Here is a 17,926-nt window from a genome sequence, read left to right on the forward strand (position 1 = left end):
GCTCACTTCACGCGCTCGATCTTTTGCACGACCTCGTCGATCAACGCCGCCACCTGGTGCGCCGCCTCTTCTGAAAAGCCGTCGCCGAGCAGCCGGTCCTGTACTGCATGGCGCAGATTGCCCATCGCGCGCCGGATCGGAGCCCGATCCGCGCGTTCGCGGTGCTCGCCGACCGCCGCCAGCCGCGCCATCAACGCCGCGACCTGCTCCGCATTCTCGTCGAGATGCGTGGTGCCGGCCGGCGTGATCGCAAAACGCTTCTTGGCGCCCTCGGACTGCTGCTCCTCGATCAGCCCCATCTCGTCGAGCAGCGTAATTGTCGGATAGACCACCCCCGGACTCGGCGCATAGGCGCCCCCGGTAAGCTCCTCGATCGCGCGTATCAGGTCATAGCCGTGGCGCGGCAAATCCGCGATCAGCCTGAGCAGGACGAGGCGCAGTTCGCCCCCGTCGAACATCCGCCGCTGCCGTCCGCCCCCCGGCCGCTCACCCTCACCCGGCCCCCAGGCGAAGGCGAAGCGCCCGCCGCCCCGACCGCCGCCATAGCCGCCGCCCATCGCGGCATGGTGTCCGTCACGATGACCGCATCCGCGGCCGTGCATGTGCATGAACATTCGAATCTCCTGTCGAGCGCATCCCGATACGTGCAAGATATATCTTCAACTGCGCTTCGCAAGATCTTTCAAGATATATCTTTTGCATGTCTTGGGCAGGAGACGCGTCGTCAGACAGCGGAAAGCGAGGCCAGGCCCAGGGTGGCACAGTCGTCCGTATCGACTACATTGCGGGCATGGCCGACCTTTTTGCGGGTTTCGAACCCGCCCCCCCACCCGACGCGCATCCCGAAAACGCTCCGCTTGCCGATCGCCTGCGCCCGCGGACGCTCGACGAGGTCGTCGGGCAGGATCACATCACCGGCGCAGGCGGCGCGATCGGGCGGATGGTGGCGGCGGGACGGCTGTCGTCGATCATCCTCTGGGGACCGCCCGGCACCGGCAAGACGACGATCGCGCGCCTCCTTGCCGACGCGGTCGATCTGCGGTTCGTCGCGATCTCCGCGGTCTTCTCGGGCGTGGCCGATCTGAAAAAGGCGTTTGCCGAAGCCCGCGACCACGCGCGGCTGGGCAAGCGTACGCTGCTGTTCGTCGACGAGATCCACCGCTTCAATCGCGCGCAGCAGGACGGGTTTCTTCCCTATGTGGAAGACGGCACTGTGACGCTGGTCGGCGCGACGACGGAGAACCCGTCCTTCGAGCTCAATGCAGCACTGCTCAGCCGTGCGCAGGTCCTGATCCTCGAGCGACTGGGCCGCGGTGCGCTCGAGCTGTTGCTGACCCGCGCCGCGACGCTGATGGACCGCCCGCTCCCGCTCACGCCCGAGGCGACCGATGCGCTGATCGCAAGCGCAGACGGCGATGGACGGTTCCTGCTCAACCAGGCCGAGACGCTGTTCTCGGTCGACCTGCCCGAACCGCTCGACCCCGCGGGGCTGTCGAACTTTCTCCAGCGCCGCGTCGCGGTGTATGACAAGGATCGCGAAGGGCATTACAACCTCATCAGCGCGCTGCACAAATCGATCCGCGGCAGCGATCCGCAGGCGGCGCTCTATTATCTCGGGCGGATGCTGACAGCGGGCGAGGAACCGCTGTTCCTGCTGCGCCGCCTGACGCGCGCCGCGGTCGAGGATATCGGTCTCGCCGACCCCCAGGCGCTCGTCCAGTGTATCGCCGCCAAGGACACCTATGATTTCCTCGGCAGTCCGGAAGGCGAACTCGCGATCGCCCAGGCCTGCGTCTATCTCGCCACCGCACCCAAATCGAACGCGGTCTACAAGGCGCAGAAGGCTGCCTGGAAATCGGCCCGCGAGACGGGGTCGCTGATGCCGCCGGCCGCGATCCGCAACGCCCCCACCAAGCTCATGCGCGATATCGGCTATGGCAAGGGCTACGCCTATGACCATGATGCCGAGAACGCCTTTTCGGGATCGGACTATTGGCCCGACGAGATGACGCCGCAGACCTTTTACGCGCCGACCGACCGCGGGTTCGAGAAGCGTATTGCCGAGCGCCTCGCCTGGTGGGACGAGCGCCGGCAGGCCAAGGACGCCTAGCCCGACATGAACGTCTGTCAGACGACTGGACGGCCCGCGCCCCGCCGGGTCGATGTGCCCTGCGTGCGTCTTCGATGACCCCCGATCACTTCGCGCAGTTCGTCGCGATCGACTGGTCCGGCGCGAAAGGACAGCGGCATAAGGGGATCGCCGTTGCGATCTGTGGCCGTGATCACGCCGCCCCGACGCTTGTCCCCGCGCCGGACGGGATCTGGTCACGCCAGGCGGTGCTCGACTGGCTGGTCGCCCGCCGCGACCTGCCGTTGCTCGCCGGGTTCGACTTCAGCTTTTCCGCCCCCTTCGTGACCCGTGGTGCGCATCTGCCCGGTGAGGCGCCGACCGCCGATGCCCGCGCGCTTTGGGCAATGGTCGACGCGCAGAGCGACGATCCCGATCTCGGCGCGGCCTCGTTCATCGAGCGCCGCCGGGGCACGCATTTCTATCTTGGCGCGGCGGACGGGACCAAGGCCGATTTCCTGCACTGGCGTCGGTGCGAGATGCCGGACGACGGCAGCCGCAAACCCTCGACCGTGTATGACGCGATCGGCGCGGCGCAGGTCGCCAAGGCGAGCTTTTCTGGGATGCGTCTGCTGCACCGTCTTGACGGACGGATCCCGGTCTGGCCGTTCGATGCGCCGCCGCGATCGGGCGCCGCGATCGTCGAAATCTATACCAGCATCGCCGCGCGCGCCGCGGGGCGCCCCGCCGGCCGCAGCAAGATGCGCGACGGCGCGACGCTCGACGCCGCGCTCGCCGCGCTCGGCTCCGCACCGCACCACCCCCTCGCGCGCTATGACGACCATGCGACCGACGCGATCCTGACCGCGGCCTGGCTCCGCGCCAATGCAAGAAACGCCGATTTCTGGTGTCCTCGGGCGATGACTTCGCTTATTGCTGCAACCGAAGGCTGGACGTTCGGCGTCACCTGACGCATGAGGCGCCCGCTGCCGGTTTAGCTCAGTTGGTAGAGCGCCAGTTTTGTAAACTGGATGTCGCGGGTTCGATTCCTGCAACCGGCACCACTCCTCCACCCGACCGCACCACCGCGCACGCCCTCAGATCGCGGTGGCGTACAGCGCATGGTGGGTGAGGATGAAGAGCGTGTGGTTATCGGGGCCGCCGATCACCAGTTGCAGCGGACGGTCGGGCACGTCGATCCGCCGGACCAGCGCGCCCCCGGCGTCATAGACGAACACCTGCCCATTGGCGACGTAGAGCCGGCCCGCGGCATCGCGCGCGACGCTTTCACCGCCGCGATCGGCCACCGGCTTCAGGTCGGTGACCCTGCCTTGCGCACCGACCAGACCACTATAGGTGCGGTTCTCCGACGCGTTGGTCAGGACGACGCGCTCGCCGGGCCGCGCGGCGACGAAGCCGTTCGCGTTCAGCGTATCCGACCAGCGCCATCCCTGATGGTCGTCCGGCCCCTGATTCCACACGCGAAAGGCAGGCAGCGCGAGCGAACCATCGGGCGACACATAGTGCGCCGCCTTGGCCTCACCCATCTTTGCCGCGAACAGGTCCGCCATCGTCGGATACTGATAGGTGACGGGATCGATCCGATCCGCGAATTCGCCGTTTTCCCAGACGTTGACCGGCAGCACGGTGGCGGCATCCCTCTTCGCCGGGCCGGACTCGGCGATCGCGGTCGGCGCGATGACCCGGACATCGGCGGGCTTTGCCGGATCGATACTGTAGACCGTGGCATCGCGTCCTGCCGACGACAGGACCAGCAGCCGCCCCGATCGATCGACCATCAGATTGACCGGATCGAGTGGTGCCTCCGCGACGATCGACAGACCTTCGCGCTTCGACCAGCCGTGAATGCGCTGGAAATGGCGGTCGATGAAGTAGAGTTTGCCGTTCGCGTCGACCGCACCGCCGGCGATCGAATAAAAGCCGTCGGCGAGCTTCTCGACCGCCGCCGGAGCCGGAGCCTTGGGCGCGGGAGTCGCAGGAACGTCGAGCCGGGCGAACTCGCGCTCGCGGACCTCCTGTCCGCCGGTGATGTCCTTGATCGCGTTCTCGAAGGGATATTTGCTCGCCCGCAGGAAGGTGCCGCAGCCCTTGGCATCGCAGCTCGCAAACCCGCTCTCCGCGTTCACATGGACGTTGCGGAAGCGGATATCGCCCGACTCGTAGAGCTTGATCGCCGCATCCATGGGCTTGATCGAGCGGGTGACGCGGTAGCCGTGATAATTGGCGAACAGGATGTTGCGCGAATGGCGGATCTCGGTCGAAATCGCGTCGACGCCGTCGCGAACCTCTTGCTCGGTCTGCGGCGCGAGGAATTCCCAGTTCGCGACATGATCGAGCACGATTTCGGCGCGATAATGATGCTCGGCCGACAATTGGTAGACATGGCCCGGCGTGCTGGTGTTCGACACGTGAAACCCCGCCGATGCCAGCGTGTTGGGGGACCACAAGGCGGCGAAGGTGCCGCCGCCGCCGTCCGTCACCCAGATGCTGGGATATTGCCCGTCGAAGCGCGCGCGCGGATCGCCGAAGCCGATCGGGCTTCCCTTGGTCAGCGCGGTGCCGCCGCCGCCCTGGATCTTGACGTCGTTGACCATCGACGTCTCGCCGGCCTTCCACAGCAACGCGGTCGCGCGCGGGTTGACGCCGCCGGTCCACAGCCCCAGCCCGGACACGATCGCATCGCCCCCCTTGGCGCTTTCGATCAGCGCCTTGGGGCCCCCGACCCCCATGAAGGCCGGGGTCGAATCGGCGAGATAGAGATGCGTGAGCCCGGGATGCAGCGCGATCAGCACAGTGTCGGGCCGGAGGCGGATCGTGTCGGTGACTCGGTAGCGCCCGGTCGGGAAATACAGCACGCGGTGCGTGTCGACCGCGCGCTGCAGCGCGGCGGTATCGTCGGTCTCGTCGTCGCCTTTGACGCCGAGATCATGGACATTGGCCCAGTCCTGAACCGGCGGCATCGCCCGGATTGCGCGCGCAGGCCGCGCGGGCGTGCGGGTAAGCGGCGTCATCGCGACGTCGGTCGCATAGTCGCCGATCGCACCCAGCGCCGGCAGCTTCAGGCCATAGGAGAAGTCGCTGACCCGGTAGCGCGCGCCCGATCCCGTCACCGTCTTGCCGCTGTCGCGAAACCGCACGAATGTCGGGGTGTCGACCGCCACCGCGTTGTCGAACCCGATCTGCGTGAAGACGCTACCCTCGTTCGAGACGACGATGCCTGCGCGCGTCACTTTCTCGAACCGGACGTCCTTCCCCCAAAGCGAATCCGAATAGCCGCGATCGATCTCGATACCGACCGGCGTGTCGCGGATGACGACGTTGACCAAAGTCAGATCGACCTCATGCTCGCGGATCGCGGCATCGCGCTGCCCGGAAAATTCCGAATCGAGCAGCGTGAACTGCCATGCGGGCGACGTCTTTTCGGACATGATGCCATAGCGCCCACCGAAGAAGCGCAGGTTCTCGAAGGCATTGCCCGCCTGATAGACGCCCGCCAGGCCCGATCCGATATGAAAGTCGGCATGCCGCAGATAGCCATGCTGCGCGACGCGAAAGCGCACCGCGACCGCGCCCGCATTGCCCGCGCCGATCCGGAAGTCGATGTTCGACAGCGCCGAATAGAAGGTGCTCGACGTCGCGTCGAAGATGCTCGGATCGAACGGCACGCTGGTCCGCGGCGGCACCGGTGCCTTGCCGACCCGGTATTGATCCTCGCCGGTGAAGCTGACCATCGCGGCCACCCCGGATGCGAAGCCTGCACTGTTATCGGCGAGCAGGATCTCGGGCCGGGTCGCTCCCACCCCGAACAGGCGGACAGCGGAGCGGACGAAGATCGTCCGGCTGATCCGGTAGCGCCCCGATGGCAGGAAGACGACGCCGCCCTTGCCGCTCGCCGCCGCCGCGTCGATCGCCTGCTGGATCGCGGCGCTGTCATCGGCACGACCATCGCCGACGCCGCGGACCGTGATCGCCCGCGGATCGGCCGGCGCGGTGCGATAGACCGACGTCGTCCCGGCGACCGCCGGGGTCGCGAGCAGCAGCAGCGCCGTGCCCGCCAGCCATTTCACGTCCATCATTCATCTCTCCGTGAGTGCCGCCCAGGTGCCGGCCTAATGCAGGCCGCTGATCACTTCAGGCGCGACAAAGGTCGTAGCCGGGTCAGGCCGCCTGCAGCATCAGTGTGTGCGCGAGCACCGCGACCTGCGTGCGGTTGCGCACGTTGAGCTTGCGCATCAACGCGGTCATGTGCGCCTTTACGGTCGCTTCCGCGATGCCGAGATCGAAGGCGATCTGCTTGTTGAGCAATCCCGAATGCACCCCGCGCAGGACCTTGATCTGCGTCGGCGTCAGCCGCGGCAGCGGCGCGCGCATGGCAAGCGCCTGGCCCGCGTTCGTAATCGCGTTCGAGGTCGCGGGGGCGTGCTGGATTTGCCGTGCGGTCTGGGCAGTCCCGTCCATGGTCATCCTCCTCTGCTGTCGGCTTTTCACGCCCCGGTCGATCGCCGCGGTCAAAGGCTTCTCAGTGCCCGTCCACCCATCTCTCTTGCGGAGTCGGTTGGACAGGTCTTCACTATGCCTCCGCATTTTCGCGGCGATCAAGCCTTTTCGGTGTCGTCAGACAGAAACCTGTCCTACAGCTGTTATCAAACCGGCAGACGAACGCGTCGTCGGATCATTGGGAGTGATGTCGATGATGCAGCCACAGCGCGGTCGCATGCGAATGAACGGCACCCATCCGTGATCGGCGGCGACCTGAGGCTCGTGATCGCGGCGCTGGCGGGCATCGCGCTGGCCGTCGTGATGATCGTGCGCGGCCGGCTGCATCCCTTTATCGGCCTGTTGTGCGGCGCCTTTACCGTCGGGCTGCTGGCCGGCCTGCCGCTGCCCGACGTCGCCAAGGCGGTCCAGAAGGGGGTCGGCGACATCATCGGCGGGACCGGTCTGGTCGTCGCGCTCGGCCTGTCGCTCGGCGCGATGCTGCATCTGTCGGGGGCCGCGGCGTCGCTCGCTCGGGGTGCGCTGCAGATGACCGGCGCACGCGCCGCCCCCTGGGCAACGCTGGGCATTGCGATCGTCGTCGGCCTGCCGCTGTTCTTCGAAACCGGGCTCGTCCTGCTGCTGCCGATCGTCGTCGCCGCCGCGGAGGAGATGACGGGCGAGGACGGCCCGGCCCGCGATGCCGCCAAGCTGCGGCTGATCATGCCGGCGCTGGCCGGGCTCGGCGTCGTCCATGCGCTCGTCCCGCCGCATCCCGGCCCGTTGCTGGCGGTCGAGGCGCTGGGCGCGGATCTGGGGCGGACGATGCTGTACGGCATCCTGATCGCGATCCCCACCGCGGTGATCGCGGGTCCGCTGCTGGCGAAGATCACGACGCGCGGCGTCCGGCTGGCGTCACCGGTCGCGACCGACGCCGGGCTCGCCATCGCACCGCCGCCGCGGCTCTGGTCGCTGCTGATCGTGCTGCTGCCGGTGCTGATGATCGCGACGGGCGAGCTGGGCCAGATGATGCCCGCGCTGAAGGGGGCGGGCTGGCTCGTCGCGGCGAGCAACCCGGTCGTCGCGCTCCTGCTGACCAACCTCGTCGCGCTGCCGCTGCTGTTCGGGCGACGGCTGCGCGAGGCGGCGATCCAGGAAGCGGTGTGGCATGAAACGATGGGCGCGGCGGGGGCGATCCTGCTGGCGATCGGCGCGGGCGGCGCACTGAAACAGGTACTGGTGACCGCCGGACTGTCCGACCTGCTCGCCCGGACGGTGCTGATGTACGCAATCTCCCCGCTGCTGCTCGGCTGGCTCGTCGCGGTCGCCATCCGGCTCGCGGCGGGGTCGGCGACGGTCGCGACGATCACCGCGGTCGGGATCATGCCCGGCGTCGTCGCGAACTCTGGCGTCTCCCCCGAACTCGTCGTGCTCGCGATCGGCGCAGGCTCGGTCTTCTTCAGCCATGTCAACGATCCCGGCTTCTGGCTGGTCAAGAGTTATGTCGGCACGAGTACCGCCGACACCTTCCGCACCTGGTCGCTGCTCGAGACCGCGATCTCGGTGGTCGGCCTCGTCCTCGTCCTGGCACTGAGCTATGTCGTCTGAGATGGGACAGGATGCGGTGACGAGAGAGGGGCGAGTGCCCGTGAGCGAGGGGCGGCTGGCGGATCGCGCCTATACCGCGATCGTGCGGATCATCACCGACGAGGAACTCGCGATCGGCGACCGGCTGCCATCGGAGGCGAAGCTCGCGGCGATGTTCGGCATGTCGCGGACGATCGTCCGCGAGGCGCTGGCCCGGCTCGCCTCGGACGGCATCACCCAGGCGCGGCTTGGTGCCGGCTCCTATGTCAAGCGGCGGCCGTCCGCGCGGCTCGGCACGCACATGCCGATGGACGCGCTCGCCGCGACGCTCGGCACCTATGAGGTCCGCTTCGTGCTCGAGGCGGAGGCGGCACGGCTGGCGGCGCAGCGACGCTCGGACGAACAGCTCGCGGCGATCGAGCAGGCGCTCGAGGCGTTGCGCGCGGCGTTGCTGTCGAACGCACCCGCCCATGACGAGGACTGGCTGCTCCACCGCGCGATCGTCGAGGCGACCGCCAACGCGGCGTTCCTGCCGGTGTTCGAGCATCTCCAGGATGCGGTGATGCGGATCCTGCGCGCCGGCGTGGACATATCGCGATCGCGCGCGCCGGAGGTGATCGGCGCGATGATGGACGAGCATGACGCGATCGTCGAGGCGATCCGGGCGCAGGACGCGGACGGTGCCGCGCTGGCGATGCGCTGGCATTTATCGCAGGGCCGCAAGCGTCTCATGCCCTGATTGCATCCCGAACGTTGCGACGATGGTCGTAGATGTTCCCCCCGCCGGTCCACGATAGGATCGCCGCATAACGGATTGCGGACCCGGACCGGACAGACGGCCTGGGCCATGACCGAAAGGGGATGGGATCATGGCGAAGGCCAGGCACGACCGAGATTTTGCCGCACGCATCGGCGGCACCGCGACCGGGATGATGGTGTCGGCGATCGCGCTGATCGGGACACCCGTTCTCGCCCAGACCGCCCCCCCGGCCCCGCCCCCGACCGTGACGCCGGCGACGCCGCTTGCCGAGGACAGCCCGCCGCCGGCGTCCGCGGCCGACATCGTCGTCACCGGCACGCGCATCACCACCAGCGGGTTCAACGCGCCGACGCCGACGACCGTGATCGGCGAGGAACAGATCCTCAAAAATGCCCAGCCGAACATCTTCAACGCGATCGCGCAGTTGCCGTCGCTGCAAGGCTCGACCGGCGCAGCGACCGGCACGTTCAGCACGTCGAGCGGCACGCAGGGACTGAGCTCGTTTTCGCTGCGGGGCCTCGGGCCGATCCGGACGCTCACCCTGCTCGACGGGCAACGCGTCGTCGGCGCGAACGTGACGGGCGTTCCGGACATCAGCATGTTCCCGCAACTGCTCGTCAAGCGGGTCGACGTGGTCACGGGCGGTGCGTCCGCCTCCTATGGTTCGGATGCGGTCGGCGGCGTGGTCAACTTCATCACCGACACGCGGTTCACCGGGTTCAAGGGCAATATCCAGGGCGGCATCACCAATTACGGCGACGATCAGCAGGCGCTGGTCCAGGCGGCGTTCGGCAAATCGCTGCTGGGCGACCGGCTGCACCTGATCGTCAGCGCCGAATATGATCATGAGGACGGCGTCGGGCCCGGCGATTTCGGCACCGATCTCGCCAAGGGGCGCGACTGGTACCGCGCGACGACGCTGGTCAATACGGGCCAGGCGAACAACGGCCTGCCGCAGTTCAACTATCGCGACTATGCCCAGCCCTATCAATATGCGCGGTTCGGGCTGATCAACAACGGCCCGCTACAGGGGATCGCGTTCGACCAGAATGGCGCGCCGTTCAACTTCAACTACGGGTCGAACGGACGCCCGACCGGGACGGGTGGCGTGACCGGCTGCTTCCCCGGCAACAGCTTCTGCGTCGGCGGCGACCTGTCGGGTGCGCCGGGGTCGGGCGCGTCGCTCAAATCCTCACTCGAACGCCTCAACGGCTTTACCCGCGTCGGCTTCGACTTTGCCGAGAACAACGAAGCCTATGTCACCGTCAACCTCGCGCAGGTGAAGACCAGCAACCAGCCGAGCCCGGGCTATAACCGCCCCAGTCTGACCGTGCAGTGCGCCAATCCGTATCTGCCGCAGCTGATCCGCGATCGCTGCGCGACCGCCGGGATCACGCAGTTCGGCTTCGGCACGAGCAACGGCAATTTCCCCGATCCGCTGGTGCAGACCGACCGCCGCCAATACCGGTTCGTGGGCGGGCTTAAGGGGCGGTTCGATCTGGCCGGCACCGACTGGAATTATGACGGCTATTACGAACATGGCATCACGATCGCGCATATCGATGTCGAGAACACCGTGTTGCAGAACCGCTATGTCGCGGCCGCCAACGCGATCACGCTGAACGGCGCGATCGTCTGCGCCGACGCCGCCGCGCGCGCTGCAGGGTGTCAGCCGATCAACATCTTCGGCGGGTCGCCCCCCTCCGCCGCGGCGCTCGCCTATGTCACGCCGGTCAACGGACCGTTGCAGCGGACCAAGCTGACGCAGGACGTCGCCAGCCTCAACTTTTCGGGCGAGCCGCTCGGCCTGTGGGCGGGGCCGCTCGCGGTCGCGTTCGGCGGCGAATATCGGCGGGAATATTACCGCGTCCACGGCGATCCCTATGGCGCCGGCGTCACTGCGCTCAGCCCCAACAGCGCCGACTATCCCGCGGACCCGCTGCTCAACTCGACGTTGGGCAGCAACTGGGCGGCGGGCAACTACAAGAACGGTGGCGGCAAATACGAGGTCTATGAAGGCTTTCTCGAGCTGAACCTGCCGCTGTTCAAGGGCGACGCGATCGGTCGCGCGAACCTGAACGGCGCGGGCCGCGTCACGCATTACAGCACGTCGGGGACGATCTGGGCATGGAAGATCGGCGGCACCTGGGAGACGCCGCTCGACGGCATCCGCCTGCGCGCGGTGACGTCGCGCGACGTCCGCGCGCCCAATTTGTCCGAATTGTTCGCCGCGCCGACCGTCACGACCTTGCCCAACTTCACCAACCCCTTCCCCCCCGGCGGCGGCGTCCAGGCGTTCCAGAACACCATCGGCAATCCGGACCTGAAGCCCGAGATCGCGCGCAATACCGAAGCCGGCATCGTCCTGTCGCACCCGTCCTGGCTACCCGGGCTCGGCCTGTCGTTCGACTATTACAGTATCAAGCTCGACGGCGTGATCTCGACGCTGTCGGCGGACCAGATCGTGCGCTTCTGCTTCGAGGGCAATCAGGCCTTCTGCGGCGGCTTCGTCCTGAACAGCCCGACCCAGGGCGGCAATTTCATCAACGTCCAGCCGTTCAACCTCGCCTCATGGAAGACCAGCGGGTTCGACATCGAGGCGAGCTACCAGTGGAAGCAGCCGCTCGGCCTGCCGGGCAATTTCACCCTCCGCGCGCTCGGCACCAATGTCCGCGAGTTCCTCGTGAAGGCGGGCATCGCCGGTGTCGCGACGGTCGACCAGGCGGGTGCCAACAATGGAGCCACGCCTAACTGGAAATGGCTCGCGACGCAGAGCTACGACAATGATCTCTTCAGCCTGACGTTGCAGGAGCGCTGGTTCTCCGACGGCAATTTCGGCAACCAGTATGTCGTGTGCACGACCGCCTGCCCCGCTTCGACCGCCAATAACCCGACGATCGATTACAACACGATGAAGGGCGCCTTCTACGTCGATCTCGGCGGGTCGGTGAACCTGTCCAAGCAGGTCAGCCTGTTCTTCAAGGTCGACAACATGTTCGATCACGATCCCGAACCCGCGCCGCAGACCAATACCGGCCTCGACGTGAACCCGGCGCTCTACGACACGCTCGGCCGTATCTACCGGGTCGGCATGCGCGCCCGCTTCTAGACCGGGACCCGCCCCCGACCCGGCTGGTCGGTCCTACCAGCTCGGCCGGGTCAGCGCGGTGATCGCGGAGGCGGGCAGCCGCCGGGTATCGCTCGCCAGCGTATAATGGTCGCGTCCCCCCGTTGCCGCCTGCGCCGCCGAGGCCGATGCCGCCTGCCGGACCCCGCCGCCATCGACGACGAAGCGTTGCGCGTGCTGTGCGAGCAGCTGCACCTCCTGCGCGAGCTGCCGCGCCGCGGCGGACGTCTGCTCGACCATCGCCGCGTTCTTCTGCGTCGCCTGGTCCATGCTGCCGACCGCGGCGCTCACCTCGGTGATCGCGAGCGCCTGCGCCTGGTTGTCGGTTGCGATCTGCCGCGAAATATCCGCCGCCTCACGCCCCGAGGCGACGATCCCAGACAGCGCCTGATCGACCAGTTGCACCGCGTCGACCGCCGCACCGATATCGACCTGCGTCACGGTCAGCTGGTTACGCGCACGCTTGGCCTCCTCCTCGGCCCGCATCGCCAGCGCGGACACCAGATCCGCGACCACCGCAAAGCCGCGTCCGGCATCGCCTGCGCGTCCCGCCTCGACCGCCGCGTTCATCGCCAAGACGCGGGTCTGGAACGCGATCTTGTCGAGTCCCTCGATGACGCTGTCGATCCCCTTGGCGCTATCGCTGACGCGCTCCATCGCCTGGACCGCCGTGTCGGTCTTGTGGCGTCCATGATCGAGCGCGCTCAGCGCCTGCTCGGAGGTCGCCACCGACCGCGTCGCGCCCTGCGCGGTATCCTTTAGGCGATTGTCCATCTGATGGATCGCCGCCGACGTCTCCTCCAGGCTCGCCGCGGTGCTCTCGGTTCGCCGCGCCAGATCTTCGGACGCCTGCGCAATCTCGCCCGAGCCGATCTGGATCCTGGAGGCGCCCTGCGCGACCGCGCGGATCAGGTCGCGCAAGCTGGCAAGCGCGATATTGAAGTTCGCTTTCAGGTCCTCGTAGATCGCCGGATAGTCCTCGGTGATGTCGACAGTCAGATTGCCCTCGGCCACCTGCTTGAAATTCTGCGCCATGCGGTTGACCACATCGGCGTTGCGCGACGCCTCGACGTTCAGCGCAATCTGCACCCGCGCATTCTCCTGGAACGTTCCCATCGCCTTGGTCATGCGGCCGACGCAGTCGCGAAAGTTCGTGAACTCGATCGGGCTTTCGAGATCACCCGCGGCCAGCGCCTCCATACGAACGACGGTGGTGACATAGGGCACCGCGATCATCTCGCGATAGGTATAGCCGAGCCCAACCGCGATCAGCGTTGCCGCGACGCCCGCGCCGATCAGCGCGGTGCCCTTAAGGACCAATCCCGCAATCGCGGTGCAGGCGACCAGAACGACGAAACTGGAAAAGGCGATCAGCAGTTTCAGGCGGATAGGCGCGTCGGCTTTGAACCATAGCATTCGGGTTATCCTTTGGGAGAGATCGAGCGGGAAAGTGGCGCGCGGGACGACGGCGTCGCGGACCCCCTCGGGTGGATGGCGCGGTCGTCGCACACGGTGTTGCGGCCGGCTTCCTTGGCCCGGTAGAGCGCACGGTCCGCGCGCTCGACGAGATCATCGGCGAGGACGTCGGCGCTGCGGTGATCCCGGCTGAGCGATGCGTGACCCACGCTGACGGTCAGCACCGGGCGTGTCCCGTCCTGATGGTCGACGCGCAACGTCTCGACCGCCGCACGGATCGTTTCCGCCGCGGTCGCCGCAACATCGGCACCGGCACTGGGCAGCAGCAGCGCGAATTCCTCGCCGCCGAAACGCGCGACCAGATCGTTGGCGCGCCGCACCGCTGACCGGATGGCGGTCGCGACGATCCGCAGACACGCATCGCCCTGCTGATGACCATGATTATCGTTGAACCGCTTGAAATGATCGATGTCGATGAGGATCAGCGACAGGTCGTCACCCGACCGGATCGCGCGGCGGACCTCCTCCGCCAGCGTCCGGTTGAACCGTCGCCGATTGGCGAGCTGGGTCAGCGCGTCGCTGAACGCGTGATGCGCGTTTTCGAGGCGCAGCTCGACCGATTCGGTGATGTCGGTCGCGATCTTGACGATCCGTGTCGGCTTGCCGCACGCGTCAAGGATGGGGTTGTAGCTAGCCTGCAGCCAGATCGGCCGCCCGTCCCGCCCGATCCGGCGGAATTCGGAGCGTATGAACTCCCCCTCGCGCAGCCGTTCCCAGAACCGCTCATAGCTGGGATCACAGGCGTCCTCGGGGGTCACGAACATGCGGTGATGCCGACCGCGAATGTCGGTCTCGGTATAGCCGGTAATTGCGAGATAGAGCGGATTGGCGGACAGGATCGTCCCGTCGAGTGCGAATTCGATCATCGCGGTCGATCGCGAGATCGCCTCGAGCATCTTGATTTTGTCCGCGGCGTGCTGATGCTCATGCGTGATATCGTTGGCGAGCTTGAACACGCGCTGCGGGACGCCGTTGCTGTCCAGCACCGGCATATAGGTCGCCTGCAACCAGACTTCGCGACCATCCCTGGCGACGCTGCCGAACTCGGTCTGGATCAGACGCCCCTTGCGCAGCGTGTTCCAGACGGTCGCATAGTCCGCCGCCCCCGCCGCGGTCAGCCGGACGAAGCTGCTGTGATGGCCGCCGATCAGGTCCTGTGCCTCGCGACCGAAAATGCGCAGATAGCGATCATTGACCGCCAGCACCTCGCCTTCCATCGAGAATTGCACCGTCGGGATCGAACGTGCCAGCGCGTCGACGACGAACGGGGCGTTCGCCATATCCCATCTGCCGCCGCCGTCCGCGACGTTGATCTTCGTATCCATGCCGAAACTCTCGGAGTGACGGGCGTGCAACGACACGTCCGGCCTCCATTATAGGCCGGCACCATGGGGTCCCGGGCGTGTCGGCGCTTTTTTGGCGCGGTCCGGGCGACGAACCGTGCGGCCTAGTGCGGCACGGCGCGCCCGGCGATCATGCAGAGGATACAGCCAGACCCGATGAGCATGCCGGGGAGGAACAGCATCGCCGCGGCGATATGCGGCATGTCCCGGTAGAGAAGATAATGCGGCCGGTCGGACACATAGATGCTGAACCCGCAGACGATCAGCGCCGTTGCCAGGCAAATCATGGCAAGCGAAACCTTGGGAACGGCGTCCCCGACATGCTCCTCGTCATGCTTCGACGGCCGCATCAGGATCACCGAGAGGGCATAGGTTGCGGATATTCCAACTATAATTCCGACGATAAGTATCGTCACCGGCCGATCAAGTATAAGCGAGCATGCCAATATGAATCCAAGCGGGATCATTAAACCAAGCGCTAGCCCGAGCGCCATTGTAAGGAATCTCAATGTTCCGCTGTCATGATCAAAGGCCGCTCTCATGGCTGTCCTAATCTCTCCTCGTGCAGGGCTTTCCACATTTACTGTGTTTTCGCTCATGATTTAGATTATCTTGTACGAATAACTTGAAATTTGCTGATCTGGATCATTGCGGTGAAGGTGAAGACTTTCGGACTGCAATCGGTTGCATACTCGGCGTCGGTCGTTGCTGTGACCGCCTGGGTAGTCCCGACGCCTGGGGATGGCGGGCGCCTGCGCAGCAATAGCCACTGGTCGGTGCATGGGCTTGCACGAGCGGCACGCCTCGGCTATGCGCGCCAACTTCCAACATCTGATGATGGAACCTGCGGGAGACGCGCGTCGAGCGTGCGTCGTTCGTACCGCTAGACTCGAAACCGGGCTGTACGCGCTTATGCGGGCGGCCCCTATCAAGAGAGTGACATGGCTAAAAAGATTACCGGATACATCAAGCTGCAGGTCCCTGCAGGCGAGGCAAAGCCCGCGCCGCCGATCGGGCCTGCGCTGGGTCAGCGCGGCGTGAACATCATGGAGTTCTGCAAGGCGTTCAACGCCGGCACGAGCGAACTGAAGAAGGGCATGCCGATCCCGACCGTCATCACGGTCTATGCGGATCGCTCGTTCTCGTTCGAGACGAAGACCCCGCCGGCATCGTACCTGATCAAGGAGGCCGCCGGTCTCAAGTCGGGTTCGAAGGAGCCGGGCAAGGTCGTCGCTGGCAAGATCAAGCGCTCGCAGCTGAGCGAGATCGCCACGACGAAGATGAAGGACCTCAACGCCAACGATATCGACGCTGCGACGAAGATCATCGAAGGCAGCGCCCGCGCAATGGGCCTCGAAGTGGTGGAGGGCTGATATCATGGCAAAGCTGACCAAGAAGCAGAAGGCCGTCACGGTCGACACCGTCAAGCTGCACGCAATTGACGAAGCGATCGCGCTCGCACGCTCGGGCGCCACGTCGAAGTTCGACGAGACGATCGAAGTCGCGCTGAACCTGGGCGTCGATCCGCGTCACGCAGACCAGATGGTCCGCGGCGTGGTGACGCTGCCCAAGGGCACCGGCAAGACCGTCCGCGTCGGCGTGTTCGCCCGCGGCGCGAAGGCGGAAGAGGCTCTCGCAGCAGGCGCAGACGTCGTCGGCGCGGAAGACCTGATGGAGACCATCCAGGGTGGCACGATCGATTTCGATCGCTGCATCGCGACCCCGGACATGATGGGCATCGTCGGTCGTCTCGGTAAGGTTCTGGGCCCCAAGGGCCTGATGCCGAACCCGAAGCTCGGCACGGTGACGATGAACGTCGCGCAGGCGGTCAAGGACGCCAAGGGCGGCCAGATCGAATATCGCGTCGAGAAGGCCGGCATCATCCACTCGGGCATCGGCAAGGCGTCGTTCCCGGCAGAAGACCTGCGCGCGAACTTCGATGCGCTGGTCGACGCCGTGGTCAAGGCCAAGCCGTCGGGCGCGAAGGGCAAGTATGTCCGCAAGATTGCGGTTTCGAGCACCATGGGTGCCGGGATCAAGGTCGACACGACGGAAGTCGCCGGCGCCTGATCGGCGTTCGCGCTTTTGAGTGTTAGGAAAGGGGCCGGGAGAGCGATCTCCCGGCCCCTTTCTGCGTCAGGGCCGCCTGATGCGCTCAGGTCGCATCGGCTGGAAAGTCCGCACCCAGGCTGATGTCGCGCGCCGCTTCAATCGCGGCCAGCCGTTCGCGCAGCTTTGCGGTCACGGCCTCATAGCCGAATGCGCCGAGCACCAGATGGCGCGGCGGCACGTCCTGGCTGACCGCGGCGATGATCGCCTCGCCTGCCCGGACCGGATCCCCGGCCTGCGTCCCGCTGACGTCCTTCGTTCCCGCCATCCGCGCGCCCGCGGTATCGGCATAATCGGCAATCTGGCTCGGCGTCTGGCGCAGCGATCGCCCCGCCCAGTCGGTGCGGAACGGGCCCGGCTCGACACAGGTCACGCCAATGCCGAGTGGCCCGACCTCGGCGAGCAGTGCGTCGGACCAGCCCTCGACCGCGTGCTTCGATGCCGCATAATAGCCCGATCCCGGAAACCCGATGAGCCCGGCAACCGAGGTGAAGTTGACGATGTTGCCGCTGCCCTGCGCGCGCATGATCGGCAGGACCGCGCGGGTGATCGCGAACAGCCCGAACACATTGGTGTCGAACTGGGCACGGATCTCGGTCTCGTCACCCTCTTCGGCGGTCGCCTGATAGCCATAGCCCGCATTGTTCACCAGCACGTCGATCTGGCCGAACTTCGCCTTGGCGGCCGCGACCGCAGCCTCGACCTGCGCCTGGTCGTTGACGTCGAGCGCGAGGGCGAGCGCGGTGTCGTCATGGCCCTCGACCAGGTCGGCGACCCGGTCGGCATCGCGCGCGGTGACGACGGCGCGCCACCCGCGATCCAGGACCAGCCTCGCTAGATCGCGGCCGAAGCCGGTGGAGCAACCCGTGATGAACCAGACGGGCGATGCGGGGAGAGTCATGGACGAACCTTTCCGGATACGCTGGACATGCGTTCGCTGGAGGTAACGCCGAAAGCCG

At 66.4% G+C, this 17,926-nt stretch carries 14 protein-coding genes and 1 tRNA gene; 8 read left to right on the forward strand and 7 right to left on the reverse strand.

Features of this window, described 5'->3' with window-relative positions; all coding sequences use genetic code 11:
- Positions 1–2: 2 nt before the first annotated feature.
- Positions 3–614 carry a PadR family transcriptional regulator gene (locus FHY04_RS10590; RefSeq protein WP_056674712.1) on the reverse strand — a complete coding sequence of 204 codons (612 nt, stop codon included), beginning with the start codon at positions 612–614 and terminating at the stop codon, positions 3–5.
- A 176-nt stretch (positions 615–790) separates the two neighbouring features.
- Here FHY04_RS10590 and FHY04_RS10595 point away from each other — a divergent pair, with 176 nt between their 5' ends.
- From FHY04_RS10595 to FHY04_RS10605, 3 genes are all read left to right on the forward strand, one after another.
- Positions 791–2,110: a replication-associated recombination protein A gene (locus tag FHY04_RS10595; RefSeq protein WP_056406173.1), complete on the forward strand. Its 1,320-nt coding sequence runs from the start codon at positions 791–793 to the stop codon at positions 2,108–2,110.
- 74 nt (positions 2,111–2,184) lie between these two features.
- Positions 2,185–3,039, forward strand: coding sequence for a hypothetical protein (locus FHY04_RS10600; protein ID WP_183936368.1), 855 nt, complete (start codon positions 2,185–2,187; stop codon positions 3,037–3,039).
- Between the two features lie 17 nt (positions 3,040–3,056).
- Positions 3,057–3,132: transfer RNA gene (locus FHY04_RS10605), tRNA-Thr, on the forward strand.
- A gap of 33 nt (positions 3,133–3,165) precedes the next feature.
- On the opposite strand, the gene FHY04_RS10610 is transcribed toward FHY04_RS10605, so the two are convergent.
- Together FHY04_RS10610 and FHY04_RS10615 are read right to left on the reverse strand one after the other, a co-directional pair.
- Positions 3,166–6,162: a glycosyl hydrolase family 28-related protein gene (locus tag FHY04_RS10610; RefSeq protein WP_183936451.1), complete on the reverse strand. Its 2,997-nt coding sequence runs from the start codon at positions 6,160–6,162 to the stop codon at positions 3,166–3,168.
- A gap of 85 nt (positions 6,163–6,247) precedes the next feature.
- A complete protein-coding gene (locus tag FHY04_RS10615) occupies positions 6,248–6,460 on the reverse strand; it encodes a helix-turn-helix transcriptional regulator (RefSeq protein WP_037529849.1) in 213 nt (70 codons plus the stop codon).
- A 366-nt stretch (positions 6,461–6,826) separates the two neighbouring features.
- Between FHY04_RS10615 and FHY04_RS10620 the strand changes: the two genes are divergently transcribed.
- The 3 genes from FHY04_RS10620 to FHY04_RS10630 all read left to right on the forward strand — a co-directional run bounded on the left by FHY04_RS10620 (position 6,827) and on the right by FHY04_RS10630 (position 12,021).
- Positions 6,827–8,173: a gluconate:H+ symporter gene (locus tag FHY04_RS10620; RefSeq protein ID WP_311724469.1), complete on the forward strand. Its 1,347-nt coding sequence runs from the start codon at positions 6,827–6,829 to the stop codon at positions 8,171–8,173.
- A gap of 40 nt (positions 8,174–8,213) precedes the next feature.
- Positions 8,214–8,891, forward strand: coding sequence for a FadR/GntR family transcriptional regulator (locus tag FHY04_RS10625; protein WP_037529848.1), 678 nt, complete (start codon positions 8,214–8,216; stop codon positions 8,889–8,891).
- A gap of 130 nt (positions 8,892–9,021) precedes the next feature.
- Entirely contained in the window at positions 9,022–12,021 is a 3,000-nt protein-coding gene (locus FHY04_RS10630) for a TonB-dependent siderophore receptor (protein WP_260171444.1), read from the forward strand.
- A gap of 33 nt (positions 12,022–12,054) precedes the next feature.
- Here the strand turns inward: FHY04_RS10630 and FHY04_RS10635 are convergent, their stop codons facing one another.
- From FHY04_RS10635 to FHY04_RS10645, 3 genes are all read right to left on the reverse strand, one after another.
- Complete coding sequence (locus tag FHY04_RS10635; RefSeq protein ID WP_183936370.1) at positions 12,055–13,455, reverse strand: methyl-accepting chemotaxis protein; 1,401 nt, start codon at positions 13,453–13,455, stop codon at positions 12,055–12,057.
- A 5-nt stretch (positions 13,456–13,460) separates the two neighbouring features.
- The gene (locus FHY04_RS10640; RefSeq protein ID WP_183936371.1) at positions 13,461–14,876 is read right to left on the reverse strand and encodes a diguanylate cyclase; all 1,416 of its coding nucleotides are present in this window, start codon (positions 14,874–14,876) and stop codon (positions 13,461–13,463) included.
- Positions 14,877–14,962: 86 nt separating this feature from the next.
- Positions 14,963–15,274 (reverse strand): hypothetical protein, encoded by a 312-nt coding sequence (locus tag FHY04_RS10645; protein ID WP_183936372.1) that lies wholly within the window; start codon positions 15,272–15,274, stop codon positions 14,963–14,965.
- Between the two features lie 525 nt (positions 15,275–15,799).
- On the opposite strand from FHY04_RS10645, the gene rplK reads away from it, so the two are divergent.
- Together rplK and rplA are read left to right on the forward strand one after the other, a co-directional pair.
- The gene (rplK, locus tag FHY04_RS10650) at positions 15,800–16,231 is read left to right on the forward strand and encodes a 50S ribosomal protein L11 (RefSeq protein ID WP_031392847.1); all 432 of its coding nucleotides are present in this window, start codon (positions 15,800–15,802) and stop codon (positions 16,229–16,231) included.
- 4 nt (positions 16,232–16,235) lie between these two features.
- Complete coding sequence (rplA, locus tag FHY04_RS10655) at positions 16,236–16,928, forward strand: 50S ribosomal protein L1 (protein ID WP_031439626.1); 693 nt, start codon at positions 16,236–16,238, stop codon at positions 16,926–16,928.
- An 85-nt stretch (positions 16,929–17,013) separates the two neighbouring features.
- On the opposite strand, the gene FHY04_RS10660 is transcribed toward rplA, so the two are convergent.
- Positions 17,014–17,868: an oxidoreductase gene (locus FHY04_RS10660; protein ID WP_183936373.1), complete on the reverse strand. Its 855-nt coding sequence runs from the start codon at positions 17,866–17,868 to the stop codon at positions 17,014–17,016.
- Between the last annotated feature and the right edge of the window lie 58 nt (positions 17,869–17,926).

It is taken from the genome of Sphingomonas sp. BK481 (genome assembly GCF_014194875.1).
Taxonomy (GTDB): domain Bacteria; phylum Pseudomonadota; class Alphaproteobacteria; order Sphingomonadales; family Sphingomonadaceae; genus Sphingomonas; species Sphingomonas aerolata.